This window comes from Streptomyces sp. NBC_01476 (assembly GCF_036227265.1).
GTDB lineage: Bacteria > Actinomycetota > Actinomycetes > Streptomycetales > Streptomycetaceae > Actinacidiphila.
Genome location: NZ_CP109446.1, coordinates 6,513,617 through 6,530,955, shown reverse-complemented (window position 1 = coordinate 6,530,955; position 17,339 = coordinate 6,513,617). Strand labels below are relative to the sequence as shown.

Here is a 17,339-nt window from a genome sequence, read left to right as displayed (position 1 = left end):
AGCGACACGAGGATTCGCACATGAGACTTACCGACATATCGCTGAACTGGACGATCTCGGGCATCGTCGGCCTGGTCGTTCTCGTTGCCTGCGCCGTCGTGTTCCGCAACCGCCGCACCACGGGCGGGGCGGACGAGGCCGACTCGTGGGAGCGCAGCGAGGAGCGCCGCCGGCGCAAGGAGGCGGTCTACGGCAGTGCGTCGTACGTGCTGCTCTTCTGCTGCGCGGCGGTCGCCGCGGCGCTCTCCTTCCACGGCCTGGTCGGCTTCGGTCAGCAGAACCTCGGCCTGACCAACGGCTGGGAGTACCTGGTGCCGTTCGGCCTGGACGGCGCGGCCATGTTCTGCTCCGTGCTCGCGGTCCGCGAGGCCAGCCACGGCGACGCGGCCCTCGGCTCGCGCATGCTGGTGTGGCTCTTCGCCGGCGCCGCGGCCTGGTTCAACTGGGTGCACGCCCCGCGCGGCATCGACCACGCCGGCGCCCCGCAGTTCTTCGCGGGCATGTCGCTCTCCGCGGCGGTGCTCTTCGACCGGGCGCTGAAGCAGACTCGCCGGGCCGCGCTGCGCGAGCAGGGCCTGGTGCCGCGTCCGCTGCCGCAGATCCGGATGGTGCGCTGGCTGCGGGCGCCCCGGGAGACCTACGGTGCCTGGTCGTTGATGCTGCTGGAGAACGTACGGTCGCTGGACGAGGCGGTCGAGGAGGTCCGGGAGGACAAGCGGCAGCGTGAGCACAACGCGCTGCGCCGCCGGGACCACGACCGTCTGGAGCGGGCCCGGATAAAGGCCTTCAACCGCCAGCACCGGCCGTGGCCGCGCGGTGGCGGCCGGGGCGGCCGGCAGGTGGAGCTGCCCGCGGCGAGCGCGGCAGGCGGCGGTCAGGCCGCATCGGAGCCTGCCATAGGGCCATCGGCCGAACTCCCGGCCGGTGAACTGCCGGTACGGGCCCGGCCGGCGCTGCAGCCGGTCCGCGAGGAGGCCGCCGCCGATCACGGCGCGTCCACCGCGGTGGAGGCGGCGTCGCCGTTCACCGTCGATCTGACGGCTGAGGACGACACGCTGACGCTGCCCCGGCTGGACTCGCTGGAGCGCAAACTCCAGGACCTGGAGCGGCAGTTCGGCTGAGCCGAAGCAGTGACAGGATCCGGCGGACGGATCCGGGCGGCGCGGCCCCGGTGGGAGGTGACTTCCCCGGGGCCGCGCCGCTTGCGTCTTCCGGTGCGCGGTGGCCGGGGGCCCGGCGGTCAGGCCGCGTCCGTGTCCGCGCCGGCCACCGGCCCGGCGTCCGCGGCCAGTTCGAACCAGACCACCTTGCCGCGGCCCCGTGGCTGCGCTCCCCAGTCGTCGGCGAGCGCCTCGACCAGGATCAGCCCCCGTCCTGAGGTGGCGTACTCGCCGACGGCGGAGGGCTTGGCGGAGATGCCCGCCCCCGGCAGCCTGGACCGCCGGGCGGCGGAGTCCCGTACCTCCACCCGCAGCCGGTGCTGAGGGCGGCGGGTCAAGGTGGCGGTCAGCACCGCGCCGCCGCCGGTGTGCTGGAGTGCGTTGGTGAGCAGTTCGCTGGCGAGCAGTTCCGCCGTGTCCGAGAGCGCGGGGACACCCCAGCGCCGCAGGTGGTCGCGGAGCAGCCCGCGTGTTTCGGACACGGCCGGCAGGTCCGCCCGCCGTACCGCGTGTCGTAAACGGTTCCCGGTGGTATCCGTCGGCTTCCCCCGATCCGGCCGTACTCTTCCCCTGCCGATAGGCATGCCCCGCCCCGGACGCGTCCAGTCGTCTGTGCGCCAAGTCACTGGCTGGTTCAGACCAGATCTCCAGCAACTCGCCTTATACGTCCGATGTATTGCCGATTCTTCCCTTGACATGGTCGGTCCGGGACGCCACTGTGTGGCGCACTCATCCCCTGTGTTTCATGGATGTTGCGCCGCCTGTGTCGTATTCCCGTTGCCTCGGGAGGGGCCGTGTCCTCACAGCACCGCACATTCGGAGGTCTCCGAATGGTCCGACCACCCGTCATCGCAGCCGCCGCACTTCTTGCGGCCGGACTGCTCGTACCCGCTGTTTCTTCCCAGCCGGCCGCGGCGGCCACCGCCACCACCGCCTGGCAGAACGGCAGTTTCCACGTCGACACCCCCAATGTGATCCGCCGCTCCGACATCGTGCTGGGCGCCCCGAACACGGCCGCCGCCCAGTCGCTGCCGCTGGGCAACGGCTCGCTGGGGGTGGCCGCCTGGGCGGCCGGCGGATTCACCGCCCAGCTCAACCGGGCGGACACGCTGCCCGACCGCAAGTCGCCCGGCCAGGTGCAGATACCGGGCCTGTCGGCACTCACCGGCGCCAGTGACTTCAAGGGCTACCTGGACGTCTACACCGGGGTGCTCAACGAGTCCGGCGGCGGTATGACGCTCAAAGCCTGGGTGTCGGCGACCAAGGACGAACTGATCGTCGACGTCACCGGCGCCAACCCCAACGCCCAGCAGACTGCCACCGTCAGCCTGTGGTCCGGCCGGACCCCCACAGCGGCCGTATCCGGTGCTACCGGCACTCTCGCCGAGACCTGGGTGGACAACTCCCAGCCCGGGCACTCCGACCGCACCTTCGGCTCGCTCGCCGCGATCACCGCGGGCGGTCGCGGTGTGACCTCGTCGGTGGTCAACTCCACCCAGGTGCGGACCACGTTCACGCCCAACACCGACGGTTCGTTCCGGGTCGTCGTGGGTTCGCCGGTGTGGACCGGCGGCAACGCGGCCACCACCGCGGCGAATCTGCTCGGCTCCGATCCCACCGCCGCCGAGTCGTCACTGCTGTCGTCCCAGCAGTCCTGGTGGGCCGACTTCTGGGCCAACACCGGTGTTCTGGAGGCCAATTCGGCCGACGGCCAGGCCCAGTACATGGAGTCGCTGCGCACCCTCTACCTGTTCATGGAGGCCGCCTCCATGCGCGGCACCATCCCGGGCAGCCAGGCCGGGGCCGCCGACATGTTCAACTTCGGCCAGGACCACCAGAACTGGACCCCCTCGGAGACCTGGCTGTGGAATCTGCGCACCCAGATCTCGGCCAATATGAGCAGCGGCAACTTCGCGCTCAACATCCCGATCTTCAACCTGTACCAGAACGCTCTGCCCGGCATCGAGGCGTGGACCAAGCAGCAGATGGGCGGCCTGCCGGGGGCCTGTGTCCCCGAGGTGATGCGGTTCAACGGCAACGGCGGCGACCCGGGGGCCGGCCAGAACTCGGCCTGCAGCGAGCCCGGCAGCCCCAACTGGAACGCGCTCAACGTCACTTCGGGCGCCGAGATCAGCCTCTACATCTGGCAGCAGTACCAGGACACCGGTGACCTCAACTTCCTGCGGACGTACTACCCGCTGCTGAAGGACTCCGCGGTCTTCCTGCTCGCCTACCAGAAGGTCGGCTCGGACGGAAAGCTGCACGCGGTCGCCAACGCGCACGAGACGCAGTGGGCGGTGCAGGACCCGACCACCGACCTGGCCGCGGACGCCGCGCTCTTCCCGGTGGTGATCAAGGCCGCGCAGCTGCTGAACACCGGGGACAGCGCGCTGATCTCCCAGCTGACCACCGCGCAGGGTCAGATACCGGACTGGCCGCGTACCGACTACAACCGCACCCAGGTGCTGCCGCCGTCGGCGGACGCGTCGAACAACGACATCATCGCGTACTCGTACCAGCCGACCGCGCAGATCAGGAACAGCGAGAACATCGACCTGGAACCGGTCTGGCCGTACAACCTGATCACCGACGACCCGGGTGCGCTGCACGACCTGGGGGTGCGCTCCTACAACCACCGTGCGGTGACCGGCGGCAACGACTGGAGCATGGACGCCATCGACGCGGCCAGGCTCGGGCTCGCCGACCAGGTCGCGGCGAAGCTGGTGTCCATCACCCAGGACCATCAGGTCTACATCAGCGGCCTGGCCGACCTGGGCGCCACGGTCGGCACCGAGTCCTACATCGAGCAGGTCTCCGGCGTCGCCACCGCGCTCAACGAGGCCCTGGTGCAGGACTACGACGGCACGCTGCGGATCGCGCCGGCCTGGCCGGCCGGCTGGGACGTCAGCGGCACCGTCTCGGTCCAGGGCAACACCAAGGTCGATGTGCAGGTCCAGGGCGGCACCCCGGTCACCGTCGCCATCCAGGCGGGCACCACCCAGACCATGAAGGTGCGCAACCCCTGGCCCGGCCAGTCGATCGAGGTGGTCAACGGCTCGAGCAACGCCGTCGTGGTCTCCCCGACCACCGCCGCGAGCATCAACGTCCCCGTCAGCTCCGGCACTTCCTACCTGGTGGAGCGGACCGGCAGCCTCACCACCGCGCTGCCGTACGCCCAGGTCTCCGGTGCTCCGGCGACCGCCGCCAAGCATCTGGGCAGCCGGCAGATCGGCCTGGACGGCAACGGCGGCACGGTGCCCGGCAACGGTTCCGTGATCAGCCTGCGCGCGCACGCCAACGGCGACTACGTGACGGCCGACAATGCCGGCGCTTCGCCACTGATCGCCAACCGCACCGCGATCGGGCAGTGGGAGCAGTTCGACCAGATCGACGAGGGCGGCGGCTACATCGCCCTGCGGGCACACGCCAACAACAAGTACGTGACCGCCGACAACGCCGGGGCGGCGCCGCTGCTGGCCAAGGTGGACGCCGTGGGCGACTGGGAGCAGTTCCAGCTGATCCACAACGGCGACGGCAGCGTCAGCCTCAAGGCGAAGATCAACGGCGACTACGTCACGGCGGAGAACGCCGGTGCCTCGGCGCTGATCGCCAACCGCACCGCGATCGGACCCTGGGAGGAGTTCGACCTGATCAACGACTGACGCTCCGTCAGCAGCTCAATCTGCCGCGCCCGTGGTGAAGTTCACGGGCGCGGCAGTCGCGTGTGCGGGCCGCGGCGCGGCCGGCGTCGCTTTTGTGGCGCTTTTGCGGCACGGTCAGGGGCGCGGCACGTTGCGGAGGTTGGAGCGGGCCAGCTGGACCATCTTGCCGACACCGCCGTCCAGCACCATCTTGCCCATCGACAGCGCGAAGCCGCCGATCTGTTCGCCGGTGATCTTCGGCGGGATGGAGAGCGCGTGCGGGTCGGTCACCACGTCCACCAGCGCCGGGCCCTTGTGCCGGAAGGCGTCCCGCAGGGCGCCGCGCAGGTCCTTGGGCTTCTCCACCCGCACCCCGTAGGCGCCGGACGCCTGGGCGATGGCGGCGAAGTCCGGGTTGCGGTTGGTGGTGCCGTAGGCGGGCAGCCCCTCGACCATCATCTCCAACTCCACCATGCCCAGTGAGGAGTTGTTGAAGAGCACCACCTTGACCGGCAGGTCGTACTGCACCAGGGTCAGGAAGTCGCCCATCAGCATGGCGAAACCGCCGTCGCCGGACATCGAGACCACCTGCCGGCGCCGGTCGAGGAACTGCGCCCCGATCGCCTGCGGCAGCGCGTTCGCCATCGAGCCGTGCGAGAACGAACCGATCACCCGCCGCTTGCCGTTGGGCGTCAGATAGCGCGCCGCCCACACGTTGCACATCCCGGTGTCGACGGTGAACACCGCGTCGTCCGCGGCCTCCTCGTCCAGCACCGAGGCCACGTACTCCGGGTGGATCGGCAGGTGCTTCTCGACCTTGCGGGTGTACGCCTTCACCACGCCTTCGAGCGCGTCGCTGTGCTTCTTCAGCATCCGGTCGAGGAACTTGCGGTCCGTCTTGGCGCGCACCTTGGGTGTGAGACACCGCAGCGTCTCCCCCACGTCGCCCCACACCGCCAGGTCCAGCTTCGAACGGCGGCCGAGGTGTTCGGGCCGCACGTCGACCTGGACGATCTTCACGTTGTCGTGCGGCAGGAAGGCGTTGTACGGGAAGTCGGTGCCCAGCAGGATCAGCAGGTCGCACTCGTGCATGGCCTCGTAGGCGGCGCCGTAGCCGAGCAGTCCGCTCATCCCGACGTCGTACGGGTTGTCGAACTGGATCCACTCCTTGCCGCGCAGCGCGTGCCCGACCGGGGACTTGACGCGTTCGGCGAAGGCCATCACCTCGTCGTGGGCGCCGGCCGTACCGCTGCCGCAGAAGAGGGTGACCCGGGAGGCGTCGTCCACCAGCCGTGCCAGCTCGTCGAGTTCGGCGTCACCGGGGCGGACGGAGGGCCGCCGGGTCACCAGCGCGTGCTCACCGGCCGACTGCGGCGCCTCGTGGGCGGCGATGTCGCCGGGCAGGCTGATCACCGAGACGCCGCCGCGGCCGACCGCGTGCTGGATCGCGGTCTGCAGCACCCGGGGCATCTGCTGGGCGTTGGAGATCAGCTCGCTGTAGTGGCTGCACTCCTGGAAGAGCCGGTCCGGATGGGTCTCCTGGAAGTACGTGGTGCCGATCTCACTGCTGGGGATGTGCGAGGCGAGGGCGAGCACCGGCGCCATCGAGCGGTGCGCGTCGTAGAGCCCGTTGATCAGATGCAGGTTGCCCGGGCCGCACGAGCCGGCGCACGCGGCGAGCTTCCCGGTCAGCTGCGCCTCGGCGCCGGCCGCGAACGCGGCGGTCTCCTCGTGCCGTACGTGCACCCATTCGATGGAACGGTTGCGGCGCACCGCGTCCACCACCGGGTTGAGGCTGTCGCCGACGACCCCGTAGAGCCGCTGCACGCCCGCGCGCACCAGGACATCGATGAACTGCTCCGCAACCGTCTGCTTCGCCATGTACCCATCTCCGCACAGGGACAGGGGTCACGCATCCCGGACGCGCTCAGGCATCCCAGACCGTCACCGCCGTACGATCATCGGCATAGCCTTTCACCCTGGTCTGTGTATCCGCCAGATAGGCCGCGAGGCCGGGCACCTTCCCCGCTCCCCAGCGGGCCGCCAGATGCACCGCCAGTTCCGGCTCGCCGCGCAGGGGTTCGGCCAGGCCGCCGCTGCACATCAGCAGCGCGTCACCCGGCTGGGCGACGGTGGCCCGGAACCGGAACGGTGCGGAGGTCTCGTCCGGTGCGAGGTCCAGGTCCTGCCAGGCCCCGTCCCTGATCCGGAAGAGGCCGCCCTCCCCGACGCCGAAGAAGAGCCGGATCCGGCTCTCCGGGTCGGTCGGCAGCAGCAGGCAGCGCAGCGAGGCGGTGTACGTGCCCTCGTCGAGGCCCAGATCCTCGCCGCGGGCCCGCAGCCGTCCGTAGCAGCGGTCGGTGAGCCGGTGCAGTCCGGACTTCAGCGAGCCGCGCCGGGCGCCGCGCAGGTCGTCGGCCAGCCGGGCCCGGCTGCGGCCGACGGCGCCGGCGATCCACCGTACGGCGTCCTGCGCGGCCAGGTGCGCGTCGTCCGCCCCGCGCGCGCCGCTGGCCATCGCGACCAGCAGCAGCGCGTCGTCGCCGGCGCCGAACCGGGCGGTGAGCAGCGCGTCCCTGCGGGGCCGGCCCCGGTACCGGGCGGAGTCGCCGCGCAGCGCCACGGTTCTGATCGTCAGGCGTCCGTACTGGGCGCCGTCCAGCACGGTGTCGGCGACCAGGCCGTCCAGCGCGTCCGGGTCCGCCTCCGGCCAGGCGGACGGCTCGGCGCCATAGGTGGGCGGGCCGCCGCCCACCACCTCGGGCTCCCCCACCGGCTCCCGCGGTTCCCAGGCCGGCTCCCACCCGGGCGGCAACTCCGGCGCCCACCGCACGTCCCCTTCCGCGAACCCGGTCTCCCCCCACCCGGGCCGCTCCGTTTCCCGCCGCACGGGAGTGAGCGAAGTGGTGTCCTCGCCCGACCCGGTCCCGGGCTCCCCCTCGGGGCCGGCCACGAAGGGGGACGCACCCGAGGGGGAGGGCACGTAGGGCCGCCCCGGACGGAACGCCACCGCCTCCGGGGGCGCCGGATCGGGCAACGGGCTGACTTCCCCAACCGGCGCGGGCGCGGCGTCACCCGCTGGAGGAGCGACGTCTTCCACAGCGGGCACGGGCGCGGTGAACGGGTCGTCGCCCGACGCAGGGACCTTCTGGGCGGCCGGATCGGGCAACGGCCCCGGGTCCCGCACAGGAAGCGGGCCGGTCTCCGCAGCCGGCACGGGCGCCGGAGGCCCGCCGGGGGCGGACGGGGCGAAGGGGCCGGAGTCCCCCGCCGGAGACGCGAAGTCCGCCGCAGGGGGCGGGGGCGCCGGAGGCCCGCCGGGGGCCGATGCGGGGAACGGGGCGGGGACGCCCGCAGGGGCCTCCTGTGGGGCCGGATCGGGCAACGGCCCCGGGTCCCGCACCCGAAGCGGGCCGGCCTCCGCAGCCGGCGCGGGCGCGGCGAACGGCTCGGGCTTCCCCACCGCAGGCGGGCCGGCTTCCTCAGCGGGCGTCAGGGGCCCGCCGGGGGCCGATGCGGGGAACGGGTCAGGGCCGGACGCAGGCGCCTCCCGGGGGGCCGGATCGGGCAACAGGCCCGGGTCCCGCACCGGAAGCGGGCCGGCTTCCGCAACCGGCGCGGGCGCCGGAGGCCCGCCGGGGGCGGGCGGGGCGAACGGGGCGGGGTCCCTCGTCGGAAGCGGGCCGGCTTCGGCGGCCGGTGCGGGCGCGGGGTCGGACGCTGGAGGGGCAGCGTTTTCCGCAGTGGGTTCCGCCGGGAGGGTGAGGCGGGGGTCGGGCGGCTGCTCGGCACGGGGCGGGGCGGCGGGCTCGGCGGAGGGGGCTGCCGGGTCCTGTGCGGGCGGGGTCTCCGGTGGGGGTCCCCACTCTTCCGCGGGGGGCGGAGCCGTGGGCCTCGCCGGGGAGCGGGGGGCGACCCACGCCTCCCAGGGCTGAGCCGGCGGCGGCTCGTACGTCCGCTCGGCCGGCGCCTCCCGCCCGCCGAACGTCGGCTCGGCCGACCACGCGTCCCACGGTCGGGGTTCGTCCTCCTCGCCGACGTCCCCGTCCGCCTCTGGCCCGGAGCCGGCCTCGGCCTCGGACTCTTCCCCGGCGCCGAAGGTGGGCGCCGCCGACCACGGGTCCCAGGGCGAGGGTTCGGGCTCACGGACGGGCGCCGGCGGCTCCGCAGCCTGCCGCGGCACGGACACCGCCGGTGCCTCCACCTCGAAGGTGGGTGGCGCGGCCCACGGGTCCAACTGCTCGCGCTCCCCGCCCTGTTGGGCCTCCGGCCCGGACCGGACCGGTGCCGATCCGTCCCCATGGCGCGGTGCGGGTGGAGCCTCCCGGGTCGGCCGGGGCCACGAAGGCGGCGGCTGGGGCGCCGTCGGGCGGCGCAACCGCATCGCCTCGGGCCGTGGCGGAGGCGGCGGCGACATGGCGTTCAGCGCCGAGTCGAAGTGCGCGTCGACGGCCTCACCGCCGGGCCCCGCACTCCTTCCCGGATCGGGACCGGCAGCGGACGGACCGCCGGACGCGGTCTCCGCGTCGTACAACTGCCGCCACCAGTCGTCCTCTTGACTCCCGCGTGCGTCGCCCTGCTGGCTCATGCCCTTATTGTCCACCGCCCGGGCCGACGGGAAACGCGAAACGCCGGGGCGGGCCCTGCCCCCACAGTCAGGGCCGCCCCGGTCCGGCCGCATGCCTTCCCCGGACCGTGCTGATCGCACATGCGGCGCCGATCACAGTGGCAGAACCCGCCGCGGCAGAGAGAAGATGACCACGGCGGAAAACCGCCGTGGCTCATTCCCGCCAGGTCCGGCACCGCCGCAGGACCCGTACCGCACCCGCACGACCCGTACCGCCCGCGTCACCGCACACCCGCACCGCCCGCACCAGAACAAGGAACGAGGGGGACTTCGTTGCTCGGCGCCATCGGCCTGGACGACGTACAGGAATCCGCGTACCGCGCCTTGGTGGCCCTCGGCGCCGCCGACGTGGGTGATCTGTCGCACCGCCTCGGCCTGCCCGAGGACGACACCGCCCGGATACTGCGCCGGCTCGAAGGCCACGGCCTGGTCGCGCGCTCGTCGGCCCGGCCGGCCCGCTGGGTCGCCGCGCCGCCGGGCGTCGCGCTCACCGCCCTGCTCACCCGCCGGCGCCATGAGCTGGAACAGGCCGACCTGGCCGCCGCCGTGCTCAGCGCCGAGTTCCGCGCGGAGGCCACCGAGCCGGCCGTGCACGACCTGATCGAGGTGGTGACCGGCGCCCACGCGGTCTCCCAGCGGTTCCTGCAGTTGCAGTTCGGCGCGGAGAGCGAGGTGTGCGCGCTGGTCACCGACCGCCCGGTCGCCATCAGCGGGACGGACAACGACGCCGAGGAGGACGCCGCCAGGCGCGGGGTGACCTACCGCGTCGTGGTGGAGCGCGAGGTGGTGACCGGCGCCAACGGCCTCACCGAACTGGCCGCCGCACTCGGCCGCGACGAGCAGGTACGGGTGGTGGACCGGGTGCCCACCAAACTCGTCGTGGCCGACCGGACGACTGCCCTGGTCCCGCTCACCCGCGAGCTCGCCGAGCCGGCCGCGCTGGTGGTGCACGCCAGCGGGCTGCTGGAATCGCTGATGGGGCTCTTCGAGGGCGTCTGGCGGCAGGCGGTACCGCTCCGCCTCGAAGGCGCGGGCCTGGTCGCCGAGGACCTCCCGGACCAGCCGGACGGCACCGACCTGCAGATTCTCTCCCTGCTGCTGGCCGGTCTCACCGATGCCTCGGTCGCCAAGCAGCTCGACCTGGGCCTGCGGACGGTGCAGCGCAGGGTAAAGCGGCTGATGGAGATCGCCGGAGTGGCGACCCGGCTGCAACTGGGCTGGCAGGCGTACGAGCGCGGCTGGGTGGCCCGGTTCTGAGCACCCCGGGCGGGCGCCCGCAAGGTTCTTCGGGCAGGGTTGGCCTCATGGGGACCGCACAGGTGTGCCTGATCGGCGCGGTGATGCTGCTGGGCCTGGTCTGCGTACCGGCCCCCGGTGTGCCGGGGACGCTGCTCTGCTGGGCCGCCGTGCTCTGGTGGGCCACCTTGCAGCACACCACGCTGACCTGGGGCGTCCTGGCGGGGGCCACCGCGCTGCTCGCGCTGACCCAGGTGCTGCTGCGGCTGATGCCGCCGCGCCGGATCCGCGACTCGGGGGTCAACTGGCGGATGGTGCTCACCGCGAGCGGGGCGGCGATCGCGGGCTTCTGCGTGCTGCCCGTCCTCGGCGCACCGCTCGGTTTCACCGCCACGATCTACGCCATCGAACGCGCCCGGCTGGGCAGCCACCGCTCGGCCTGGTCGGCGACACGCCGGGTGATGCGGACGGTGGGCGGCTCGGTGCTGGTCGAACTCCTCAGCTGCCTGCTGGTCGCGGGGGCGTGGGTGGGCGCGGTGGCGGCGGGCTGACCCCGGCCGGGTCCCGCACCGCGGTAACCGCCCGTGCCGCCCGCACCACCACCCGCGGTTGCCGTCCCGTAGCGGGTGGAACACCACCCGGAGCAACCCAGAGAGCGCTCTCACACTCCGCCCGGTAACCGGATACGCTGTGTCCACCGAAATTCACCCGGGAATTTCTGTTATCCGTGCGCCGAGGAGCCCTCCGTGTCCGACCCCACCTTCGCGCCCCGTCCCACCCTGGAGGAGGTGGCGGCACGGGCCGGCGTCTCCCGGGCGACCGCCTCCCGGGTGGTGAACGGCAGCGACGGCGTACGGGCGCCGCTGGCCGAACGGGTCCGGCAGGCGGTCGACGAGCTCGGCTACGTACCCAACCAGGCCGCCCGCACCCTGGTCACCCGGCGCAACGACGCCATCGCCGTGGTGGTCGCCGAGCCGGAGACCCGCTTCTTCACCGACCCGTTCTTCGCCCAGCAGGTCCGCGGCATCAGCCGTGAACTCACCGCGCACGACAATCAGTTGGTGCTGCTGCTGACGGAGGGCGCGGCGGACTACGGCCGTGTGGGCCGGTATCTGGCCGGGGGCCATGTGGACGGTGCGCTGATCTTCTCCCTGCACAGCGACGATTCGCTGCCGGTGATGGCCCGCAAGGCCGGGGTGCCCACGGTGATCGGCGGCCGGCCGAGCTGGTCGGACGCGGACACGCTCTATGTCGACTGCGACAACCGGGGCGGCGCCCAGGACGCGGTACGCCATCTGCAGGGCCTCGGCCGGCGCCGGATCGCGCACATCGCGGGTCCGCTGGACCAGACCGCTTCGATCGACCGGCTCGACGGCTTCCGCGACGTGCTGCCGGACATCGACCCGAAGCTCATCGTCGAGGGCGACTTCACCCCGGAGGGCGGGGCGCGGGCGATGGCCGAGCTGCTGGAGCGCCGGCCCGACCTGGACGCGGTCTTCGCCGCCTCCGACGTGATGGCCTCGGGCGCGCTGCGGGAACTGCGGCACCGGGGGCGGCGGGTGCCCGAGGACGTGGCGGTGATCGGCTTCGACGACATCGTGTCGGTCGCCGAGTGGACCGACCCGCCGCTGACGACGATCCGTCAGGACATCGAGGAGATGGGCCGGATGATGGCGCGGCTGCTGCTGCGCCGGGTGGCCCCACCGGTGGCCGGCCCCGAGGGGGAGGTGCCCGCACTGTCCTCGATCGTGACACCGACCCAGGTGGTGGTGCGGGCCTCGGCGTAAGCCGCCTGCCCAGGAGCCCTGTTGGGGCCCCTGGACCCTTCCCTCTGACCTGCTCCCTGGCCGCTTCGCGGGGCCTGTCCCGGCCCCCGCGAACTCCTCGCACCCGGCTGTGGGTTGGAAACACCGCGCAACGGGAATGTCACGGGCACGTAGCGAACGTGATGGTGCGGTGAAGACCGCGCGCGTGGCGAGGAGGGTTCGGCATGGCTTACAGCGTGATTCTCGGGATCGTGATCGTCGCACTCGTGGTCGCCGTTGTCATCGGCTCCTTCTGGAGCTCGGGCAGCCCGATCGCGGTGCGGCGCCGGCACGGCCGCGGCGGCGGGGCCGGATGAGGTCCGCCCGCCCGGCACCCCCGGGCAGCGGCGGCCGTCGTTGGGACCGACGGCCGTCGCCGTGACTCACCCCGGCAGCGGGTCAGTAGACGCGCCCGTGGCGGTGACCTCCGCCCCCGCCACGCTTGCGCTCGTACATCTCCCGGCCGGCCGCCGACCGCTGCTTCCACTCGCGCCGCATCTCCGAGCGCAGCCGCTGGTCGGTGCGTGAGGCGATCCAGGCGTTCTCCCGCAGCAGCTTGCGGTAGCTCTCCAGCCGGCGGTGCGGCAGGACGCCCTCTTCCAGCGCGGTGAGTACGGCGCAGCCCGGCTCGCTCTGGTGCGAGCAGTCGTGGAAGCGGCAGTCGCGGGCGAGTGCCTCGATCTCGGCGAAGACCTGGGAGACCCCGGACTGGGCGTCCCAGAGCCCGACGCCGCGCAGCCCCGGCGTGTCGATCAGCACCCCGCCGCCGGGCAGCGGCAGCAGGTCCCGGGTGGTCGTGGTGTGCCGGCCCTTCCCGTCGGCGTCCCTGACGGTCTGTACCTCCTGCACCTCACTGCCCAGCAGGGCGTTGGTGAGGGTGGACTTGCCGGCGCCGGACTGGCCGAGCAGCACCGCGCTGCCCCGGTCGAGCACCCCCGCGAGCACGTCGAGGCCGGTGCCGTCGGCCGCGCTCACCACGACCACCCGCACGCCGGGCGCGGCGGCCTCCGCGTCGGCCAGCAGATGCGTGGTGTCCGGTACGAGGTCCGCCTTGGTCAGCGCGACCACCGGCTGCGCGCCGCTCTCCCACGCCAGCGACAGGAAGCGTTCGAGCCGGCCCAGATCCAGCTCGGCGGCGAGGGACACGCAGACCACCACGTGATCCAGATTCGCGGCCAGCACCTGCCCCTCGGACCGCTTCGAGGACGTCGACCGTACGAACCGGGTCCGCCGCGGCAGCAGCTTGCGGACGAACCGCGGGTCGCTGTCCCCAGGGTCCAGCACGGCCCAGTCACCCGTGCAGACGATCCTCATCGGGTCGGACGGCATCACCATCGCCGTGTCGGCCCGGACGATGCCGTCCGCGGTGAACACATCACACATGTTCCGGTCCACCCGCACCACCCGCCCGGGCACCAGCCCGGGCGCCGTGTGCGCGGCGAACTCCGCCTCCCACACGTCGTCCCACCCATAGGGCACGAGGGCATGCGAAGAAGCCGAGAGAAAAGAGAAAGACAACGGAAAACCCTTCGAACAGGGCCCCGGCACACCACGCGCCCACGCGCGCCAGAAGAGAGAAGAGTGAGTCAGCCGGAGACCACGGAGGTGAACAGCACGATCAGCCGAATGCGGGCAGCGCCCATCTCAAAAACAGCCATCGGTCACACCTCCCTGATCCTGCACACGCCCAACCGGGCCCCGTCCGGGCCCCCTCCAACACCCACGGACCCTAGCCGCACCCCGCCGCCGGCCGCCACCGAATTAACCCACCCGCTCACGCGGCCGGCAGGGGCCTTGACCCAAGGCCCGGCTTGATCAGTCGAGCGGGAGGCGTCGAACTTCGGTCCACTCGTACATCCGGTGGTCGCGGTTGATGCGGATCAGGTCCACGTGGGTGATCCGTGCCTTGGCCGGTGCGATGTCAGAAGCCGCAATTGCCTCGGCGAATGGAGCAGCTGCGCCGTCGGAGTTGCTGTACGCGAGGGAGACGTGGGGCACGAAACCCCCTGCGCTCTCCGGGACTTCGCCAAGAACGTCGCCGATGGAGACGCGGATCGCATCGCGCAGCTGAGTGACGGTCTGGTGCGGCTGAACAGGCACGAGGAGTGCCTCAGGGTCCACGATCGGCGTACTGAGGGTGATAGCGAAGGAGTGGAGTGCTGCGAGTCGAGGTGCGGCGGCGCTTGCGATCTCCTCGACCGTGGACTCGGGTATCTCTCCTGCGAAGCCAATGCCTTGCATGGTCAGGTGCAGCCATCGGTCGGGGATGAGGTCGAGGCCGGCCAGGCGGCCGAGGGTCTGTCGGTACTCAGCGGCGAAGCGGTGTACGTCCGGCTGGTCGGCGAAGGTCAGATGCCATGTGTAGAACGAGCGGCCTTCACGCCAGCCGGGTCGCCACCACCAGTGATCGCGCATGGTCATGGGCTCGTTCTGATCGGTCACTGATGGCTCCTCGCTCATCGGGCCTTGCCGGGCCGGCCGGGTAAGGGAAGTGTGGCAGGCGTCTCGTCAGGAGAAGGTGCTGCCCGAGGGGAGAGCGAGGCGTGAGGGAGCAGAGTCCTGGCACCAGTCGGTGAGCTCCGCCCGCGCGCGGACACTTTCCGCCCCACGCGAGCCAGGTACGTGCCTCATCATCGCGGTGAGTTCCCGCATGCGGCTGACGACGGTGTCGAGGCGCTGCTCAGGCCGTAGTTGGAGTACCGAGACGAGCACTTCCATCACTGCTTCCGGATGGCCCAGGCCGACGTGCCCTATGGCCTGGCTGATGGCGGTCTGAGCTTCTGTGCCGTAGGCGCGTTGCGGCTGGGTTTGCAGATGGGCCTGTGCGCTGTCCGCTTCAGCAAGGGCCGGCTCGTACTTGCCGGTCCGCAGATGAGCGCTGGCGTGATACTGCTCCTGGCGGCCGAGGGAGCAGGCGAACAGGCCGCCGATCTCGTCCTGGCCCGTGACTGTGCTGCGAGCGGACTCGGCGCGGTGCAGGGCGTCTTCCGTCTCGGCGGCAGCTCCGATCTTGGACCAGGCATCAGCCTCCTGACAGGCGAGCAGGGCGCCGACTGTCCCTTCTGCGGCGTAAGAAGCGCCGCGTCGGGCATGGTTGACGGCGTCGCGCAGGCGTCCGTCCCAGATGGCGATCTTGCTGCGTGTGGACGCGGTCCACGCGAGCAGCCCCTGGTGACCGGCCTTCTCTCCGCACAACCAGGCGGTGCGGCCGTGGGTGTCGGCATCGGCAAGGTGGCCGAGGTCTGATGACATCCAGGCGAGCAGCGCGCATGCATAGCCGGCGACGACGTAAAGCTCCGCGGACTGGCGGGGGCTCTGATGTCCCTCCAGCAGTCGGAAGACACTGTCGCGAAGGCTTCGGGTGCGTACGAAGACGCTCACCGCGTCGCCACCGAGGTACTCATCGGCGAGGCGACGGACGTCGGCATGCAATTGTTCCAGAGCGATGTCGCCGATGTTCGTCGGATCCGCCCATGCTGCCCAGGCCGCCGACTCCTCGGCTGCCCGGCGTACCGCCTCAGATCCCGTGGGGCTGTTCAGCGCCGCAGCCGGCGCAGGGTGCTGCGCATGCGTGGAGACCGGATCGGAGACCTCCGCCGTCAGTGCCTGACTCGGTCGCATCGAGCGGGCAGGCATCGCCCGGTGGTCTTCCAGGTCCAGGAGTTGTCCGACGGAGCACCCGTACGTCTCTGCCATCAGGGAAAGCAGTTTTTCTCCGGGCCGGCGGCCGGCGGCTGATGGCCATTTCTCCCACTTGCCAACCAAAGACGCGTCTGCCGCGACCGCGTCCCGGCGACCCGTGGCCACCTCGTTGATACGGTCCGCCGCCTGCTGGGTGCTCCAGCCAAGGGTGTGCCGCCACGCCTCACGGGGGCGGAAACCGAAACGTGCGCGCATCTCGGATGCGATATCGGCGAGGGTGAAGCCGCCGGACAGCATCTCGTGACGCAGAGAATCGCGTTCGGATTTACTACCGGTCTTCGGTCGCTGAGCCATGGCGGGCTCCCGGGGATCGTGCGAGATGCGTGATGGTGCATCAACCGTACTCAAGCAGGGATCCCGACCGAAGAGCTTTGCCCGGTTTCAGGAGTGACCCAGCGCCCGAAATCCCGCCCGAAAATTACCGTTTCCCCAGGTCAACAAAGTGTCACCTGTACGGATTCAACGGACACCCATGCCCGTGACGGGCCATCGGCTTCAGCGGGATCGTTGGACCACGCCGCCATCCCGACCCGGGGCGAGCCTGAGGCCGGGGCATGCACTACCGATGCCCTGTTCCGCCTCCGCCGAAATCGACTTGGAGCCGACAATGACGACCACTCGTCCGTTCCCCCAGCAGGACGTCTGTCGTCGTGCGGTCGAAGCCTCTGCCGACGAGGACCGGTTCTGCTCTCGTACGACTCTCTCGGCGGCTTCAGCCGGCCTCACCGCGTTACACGCTGGCGGGCCCGAAATGGTTGTGGATGAACTGGTCCTGCGCCTGGTGCGCGAGACCGGGCGCCCTGGGGCGATGGCGGAACACGAGCGGCGGTGGGCGGGCCTCCTTCGCCGGCTGTCGACGGCGAAGTTGCGCAGCTGGGGGATCCATGAACTCGTTGATGACGCGGAACTCCTCATCAGCGAACTCGCCGCGAATGGCCTCCAGCACGGCCAGGGACCGGAGTTGGTATTCCGGCTGGTTATCGCGAGGGATCTGCTGCTCATCGCCCTTGACGACGGTTGTCCACGTCGTCCTCAGATCCATGAAGCCGGGGTGGACGACGAGCGTGGCCGTGGCCTGCTGATCGTTTCCCAGGTTGCTGCCGACTGGGGTGTCAGTTCAGACGGGACGACGACCTGGTGCACGCTTGCCCGGGGTCGGGCGTGAGCC

The 17,339-nt window shown here is 71.5% G+C and carries 13 protein-coding genes; 7 read left to right on the top strand and 6 right to left on the bottom strand.

Features of this window, described 5'->3' with window-relative positions; translation table 11 throughout:
• Window positions 1-20: 20 nt before the first annotated feature.
• Entirely contained in the window at window positions 21-1,121 is a 1,101-nt protein-coding gene (locus OG552_RS28540) for a DUF2637 domain-containing protein (RefSeq protein ID WP_329137749.1), read from the top strand.
• A gap of 119 nt (window positions 1,122-1,240) precedes the next feature.
• Here the strand turns inward: OG552_RS28540 and OG552_RS28535 are convergent, their stop codons facing one another.
• Window positions 1,241-1,744, bottom strand: coding sequence for an ATP-binding protein (locus tag OG552_RS28535; protein WP_329137747.1), 504 nt, complete (start codon window positions 1,742-1,744; stop codon window positions 1,241-1,243).
• Between the two features lie 246 nt (window positions 1,745-1,990).
• Here OG552_RS28535 and OG552_RS28530 point away from each other — a divergent pair, with 246 nt between their 5' ends.
• Complete coding sequence (locus OG552_RS28530; protein WP_329137745.1) at window positions 1,991-4,822, top strand: fascin domain-containing protein; 2,832 nt, start codon at window positions 1,991-1,993, stop codon at window positions 4,820-4,822.
• A gap of 114 nt (window positions 4,823-4,936) precedes the next feature.
• On the opposite strand, the gene OG552_RS28525 is transcribed toward OG552_RS28530, so the two are convergent.
• Together OG552_RS28525 and OG552_RS28520 are read right to left on the bottom strand one after the other, a co-directional pair.
• The gene (locus tag OG552_RS28525; RefSeq protein WP_329137743.1) at window positions 4,937-6,682 is read right to left on the bottom strand and encodes a pyruvate dehydrogenase; all 1,746 of its coding nucleotides are present in this window, start codon (window positions 6,680-6,682) and stop codon (window positions 4,937-4,939) included.
• A gap of 46 nt (window positions 6,683-6,728) precedes the next feature.
• A complete protein-coding gene (locus tag OG552_RS28520; RefSeq protein ID WP_329137741.1) occupies window positions 6,729-7,634 on the bottom strand; it encodes a protein phosphatase 2C domain-containing protein in 906 nt (301 codons plus the stop codon).
• Window positions 7,635-9,701: 2,067 nt separating this feature from the next.
• On the opposite strand from OG552_RS28520, the gene OG552_RS28515 reads away from it, so the two are divergent.
• From OG552_RS28515 to OG552_RS28500, 4 genes are all read left to right on the top strand, one after another.
• Window positions 9,702-10,685 (top strand): helix-turn-helix domain-containing protein, encoded by a 984-nt coding sequence (locus OG552_RS28515; protein ID WP_329137739.1) that lies wholly within the window; start codon window positions 9,702-9,704, stop codon window positions 10,683-10,685.
• 47 nt (window positions 10,686-10,732) lie between these two features.
• Window positions 10,733-11,215 carry a DUF456 domain-containing protein gene (locus OG552_RS28510; protein WP_329137737.1) on the top strand — a complete coding sequence of 161 codons (483 nt, stop codon included), beginning with the start codon at window positions 10,733-10,735 and terminating at the stop codon, window positions 11,213-11,215.
• A gap of 195 nt (window positions 11,216-11,410) precedes the next feature.
• Window positions 11,411-12,451 (top strand): LacI family DNA-binding transcriptional regulator, encoded by a 1,041-nt coding sequence (locus OG552_RS28505; RefSeq protein WP_329137735.1) that lies wholly within the window; start codon window positions 11,411-11,413, stop codon window positions 12,449-12,451.
• Window positions 12,452-12,654: 203 nt separating this feature from the next.
• Window positions 12,655-12,786: a hypothetical protein gene (locus OG552_RS28500; RefSeq protein WP_329137733.1), complete on the top strand. Its 132-nt coding sequence runs from the start codon at window positions 12,655-12,657 to the stop codon at window positions 12,784-12,786.
• A gap of 82 nt (window positions 12,787-12,868) precedes the next feature.
• On the opposite strand, the gene rsgA is transcribed toward OG552_RS28500, so the two are convergent.
• The 3 genes from rsgA to OG552_RS28485 all read right to left on the bottom strand — a co-directional run bounded on the left by rsgA (window position 12,869) and on the right by OG552_RS28485 (window position 16,465).
• Complete coding sequence (gene rsgA, locus OG552_RS28495) at window positions 12,869-13,987, bottom strand: ribosome small subunit-dependent GTPase A (protein ID WP_329137731.1); 1,119 nt, start codon at window positions 13,985-13,987, stop codon at window positions 12,869-12,871.
• A 297-nt stretch (window positions 13,988-14,284) separates the two neighbouring features.
• Entirely contained in the window at window positions 14,285-14,911 is a 627-nt protein-coding gene (locus OG552_RS28490; protein WP_329137729.1) for a 2'-5' RNA ligase family protein, read from the bottom strand.
• Between the two features lie 66 nt (window positions 14,912-14,977).
• Complete coding sequence (locus tag OG552_RS28485) at window positions 14,978-16,465, bottom strand: XRE family transcriptional regulator (RefSeq protein ID WP_329137728.1); 1,488 nt, start codon at window positions 16,463-16,465, stop codon at window positions 14,978-14,980.
• 313 nt (window positions 16,466-16,778) lie between these two features.
• Here OG552_RS28485 and OG552_RS28480 point away from each other — a divergent pair, with 313 nt between their 5' ends.
• Window positions 16,779-17,336, top strand: coding sequence for an ATP-binding protein (locus tag OG552_RS28480; protein WP_329137726.1), 558 nt, complete (start codon window positions 16,779-16,781; stop codon window positions 17,334-17,336).
• Window positions 17,337-17,339: the final 3 nt, after the last annotated feature.

Excerpts from the sequence above, each read along its gene's own strand:
- OG552_RS28540 (WP_329137749.1), top strand. The coding sequence starts at position 21 with ATGAGACTTACCGACATATCGCTGAACTGGACGATCTCGGGCATCGTC.
- OG552_RS28535 (WP_329137747.1), bottom strand. The coding sequence starts at position 1,744 with ATGCCTATCGGCAGGGGAAGAGTACGGCCGGATCGGGGGAAGCCGACG.
- OG552_RS28530 (WP_329137745.1), top strand. The coding sequence starts at position 1,991 with ATGGTCCGACCACCCGTCATCGCAGCCGCCGCACTTCTTGCGGCCGGA.
- OG552_RS28525 (WP_329137743.1), bottom strand. The coding sequence starts at position 6,682 with ATGGCGAAGCAGACGGTTGCGGAGCAGTTCATCGATGTCCTGGTGCGC.
- OG552_RS28510 (WP_329137737.1), top strand. The coding sequence starts at position 10,733 with ATGGGGACCGCACAGGTGTGCCTGATCGGCGCGGTGATGCTGCTGGGC.
- OG552_RS28500 (WP_329137733.1), top strand. The coding sequence starts at position 12,655 with ATGGCTTACAGCGTGATTCTCGGGATCGTGATCGTCGCACTCGTGGTC.
- OG552_RS28485 (WP_329137728.1), bottom strand. The coding sequence starts at position 16,465 with ATGGCTCAGCGACCGAAGACCGGTAGTAAATCCGAACGCGATTCTCTG.
- OG552_RS28480 (WP_329137726.1), top strand. The coding sequence starts at position 16,779 with ATGACGACCACTCGTCCGTTCCCCCAGCAGGACGTCTGTCGTCGTGCG.